Genomic DNA, 3,163 nt, shown 5'->3' on the forward strand with positions numbered 1-3,163 from the left:
AAAGTGGCGGTAGAGAAAGTGAAAACACTGGGTGTTGATCGAGCGGCTGTGGTGTTGTGGGATCAAAACACACACATGTTATGCGGCACCTATGGTTGCGATGAGCAGGGTAATCTGCGTGATGAACACCATCTGCAAATTGATCCTTATGCTGATCCGGTTATCGCCCCAATGCTGACAGTGCAAGATTACTTCACCGTTCGGCGAGATGCCCCTTTGTTTAACGATAATCACCTGATCGGCATCGGCTGGCATTTAAGTGCCGGTCTGTGGCACGGCGGGCGTTTTTTCGGGGCGATTTTTGCCGACAACCTACTTAGCCGACGGGTGATGACCAGCCACCAGCAAACTATTTTGCACCTCTTTACAGCGGTGGTAGCCAGCCTACTGGCCCGTTTTCAGAGCGAACAAGACCTGCGACATCTCAATCTTTCGCTCGATAATCAGGTACAAGAGCGCACACAAGCACTCAATGAGGCCAATCAGCGTCTGCTTGATCTCTCTTATCATGATCCACTCACCGGCCTCTACAATCGCCGTTATTTCGATCAAATTATCCAGCAGATGATGGAAGAGCCCGCTTCACCGGGCTTGATCCTGATTGATATTGACTCATTCAAAGCCTTTAACGATATCTACGGCCATCCGGCCGGTGATGAGTGCCTGCGCAGCTTCTCTATCGCCCTGAGAAACAGCATGTCTCACTGCACCGTTGCCCGTATGGGCGGGGAAGAGTTTGCCGTATTAATTCCGGCCGTACAGCAGCATGAGCTAACCGAACTGATTAACGATCTGATGAACATTACCGAGCAGCTAGCCATTCCACACCGAGGCTCACCGTTTGGCCTGCTCACCTTCTCGGCCGGTTATGCTAACGGGGAAAGCCGCACTATCACCGAACTCTACCATACCGCAGATAAAGCACTGTACCGCGCCAAACAGCGTGGCCGACACTGTTTAGTGCAAGCACCTGACGCTACATCAGCCAATCTGCCCGAGCACGGAACAGCAAAAAATATCGCTGTTGCATCCTCTGCGCTAAATCAAGTGTAAGTTTACCCCACTACCCTACCCGTAATGCGCATACTGCAACGTGACGATAATTTTGCGGTAGAAACTCAACAGGCTCATTCGTGGTAACACGAAGAGCCTGTGAATGTCAGCACCCAATGAGCATGTACACCTGATCGTTTTACGCAAAACTCAATCGCAGTGTACTGCCGATAGCAAGGCAAACCCTCGTTAGCCTCCACCTCTAATAGGCAATTTTAACGAAAACCACGCTCGCGCCGGATCAGGTCATAAGCCGCTTGAATATCCTGTGCTTTTTGCTTGGCTAACTCCATCATCTGCGGCGGTAGCCCTTTGGCCACCAGCTTATCGGGGTGATGTTCATTCATCAGCTTGCGATAGGCACGCTTAACCGTTTGATCATCATCACTGCTGCTAACACCCAGCACTTTACAGGCATCAGCCAGTGTCGGGCCATTAGCATTGCGTGGGGCCCAGCCCTCTTGCTGTGAACCCTGCTCACCACGAAATTGTGAGCTGCCCTCAAGCATAGATAACAGTTGCTCAAATTGGCTACGCGAAAAACCCAGCTCTTCGGCTATCACATACAAAACATCGCGCTCACTCGGATGCAAAGAGCCATCGGCAAACGCCGTTTGCAGTTGGATCTCCATAAACATCTTGAGCAGGTCAAAACGGCCAAAACAGGCGCGGCGAAAATCACGCAATGTCTGGCGCAGCGGAAAATCGGCCAGCTTGCCATCACGAAATGCTTCCTGAGCTGCTTTACGCGCTTCGCCATGCAGGTTCATCCGGCTCATCATCGCATTCGCCATTTGGATATCAGCTTCTGTCACCCGCCCTTTTGACTTGGTTAAATGCCCCATCGTCGAAAATGTCGCGTGAAAAAACAGAGACTGACGCGCCTGCTGATTGCTGAAATAGCCCTGAAAATTAGCTTGAGCCGCCACCCGCTTATCAATTTGATGGCCGATTAACAATCCGAAAAAAGCACCAATGGGCCCGCCAGCCAGCGATCCCAATGCAATACCCACCAATTTGCCCCACAACTGCATTCCTGCCCCTCTTAAACCCCATCACTGTGGTTGAAAATTCTCGCTAAAAAGATCTGTTTTTGTACTCGTTGTTGTCCTAAATAAGCATTTTTCTCATCAACAATTTACGCGGTATACTGGCTTTTACAGACAAATAATCATAAATGTGCCGAGTGACGCAAATTGCTTTATCATACTCTGCATTCAGCTCAATTGCTTGCGGGCATTATGGCTCGCTCAGGTTGTAGGACCCTCTATACCGGTATGAAAAAAATTCTTCCGACAATCTTAGCTTCAACCATCGGAGCCATACTGTTCAGCCCGCACTCGTACGCCGATTTGCGTAGCCAATGCTTATCCGGCGTGCCGCACTATACCAAGCCACTCATTGAAGGTGATCCTAACACGCAAACCGTCACTATTTTGTCTGACGATGCGAATGTTGATTACCCAAATCGTGCCTTTTATCAGGGAAATGTGAATGTTGAACAGGGCAATCGCCAGCTCACATCACATGAAGCCGAAGTCACTCAGCAACTGAAAAATGGCCAGCCGGTCAAACGCGAAATGACCGCCCGCGGTAACGTACACTATTTTGATCCAACTATTAGTCTAAAAGGGCCGCGTGCATGGTCAGATTTAGACAGTAAAGATACCGATGTTGATCAAGCCAACTACCAGTTTGTGGATAAACAAGGGCGTGGCACGGCCAAAGAGCTGCAACTGCGCGAAAATCGTTACAACATCATGAAAAGTGCCGTCTTTACTACCTGCCTTCCTGAAGATGACAGTTGGAGTATTGCCGCCACCACTATGGTGCAAGATCGCCAAGAAGAGATGGCCGAGTTGTGGAATGCTCGCTTTCAAGTCGCCGGCGTCCCGATTTTCTATACCCCGTATCTACAGATCCCACTTGGCAACAAACGCCGCTCCGGTTTTTTAGTTCCGGCATTTAAAACATCCAACAAAGACGGTATTCAGCTGGATATTCCCTACTACTGGAATATCGCGCCTAACTATGATGCCACTATTACTCCGCGCTATATGAGCAAACGCGGAACCGAGTGGATGACCGAATTCCGTTACCTCACCACACC

Annotated in this window: 3 protein-coding genes; 2 read left to right on the forward strand and 1 reads right to left on the reverse strand. The window is 49.8% G+C overall.

Translation table 11 applies throughout. The features are described from left to right. Positions 1–1,053: GGDEF domain-containing protein (locus tag ACRC27_RS02010; protein ID WP_438639068.1), on the forward strand; the 1,053-nt coding region annotated here is incomplete at its 5' end. Positions 1,054–1,268: 215 nt separating this feature from the next. Here ACRC27_RS02010 and djlA read toward each other — a convergent pair. Continuing rightward, positions 1,269–2,087: a co-chaperone DjlA gene (djlA, locus tag ACRC27_RS02015; RefSeq protein WP_438623474.1), complete on the reverse strand. Its 819-nt coding sequence runs from the start codon at positions 2,085–2,087 to the stop codon at positions 1,269–1,271. 243 nt (positions 2,088–2,330) lie between these two features. Between djlA and ACRC27_RS02020 the strand changes: the two genes are divergently transcribed. Then, positions 2,331–3,163, forward strand: an 833-nt coding sequence (locus ACRC27_RS02020; RefSeq protein ID WP_438639069.1) for an LptA/OstA family protein, incomplete at its 3' end; no start/stop codon positions are given.

The organism is Plesiomonas sp., assembly GCF_051650925.1.
Lineage (GTDB): Bacteria > Pseudomonadota > Gammaproteobacteria > Enterobacterales > CAMTGL01 > Plesiomonas.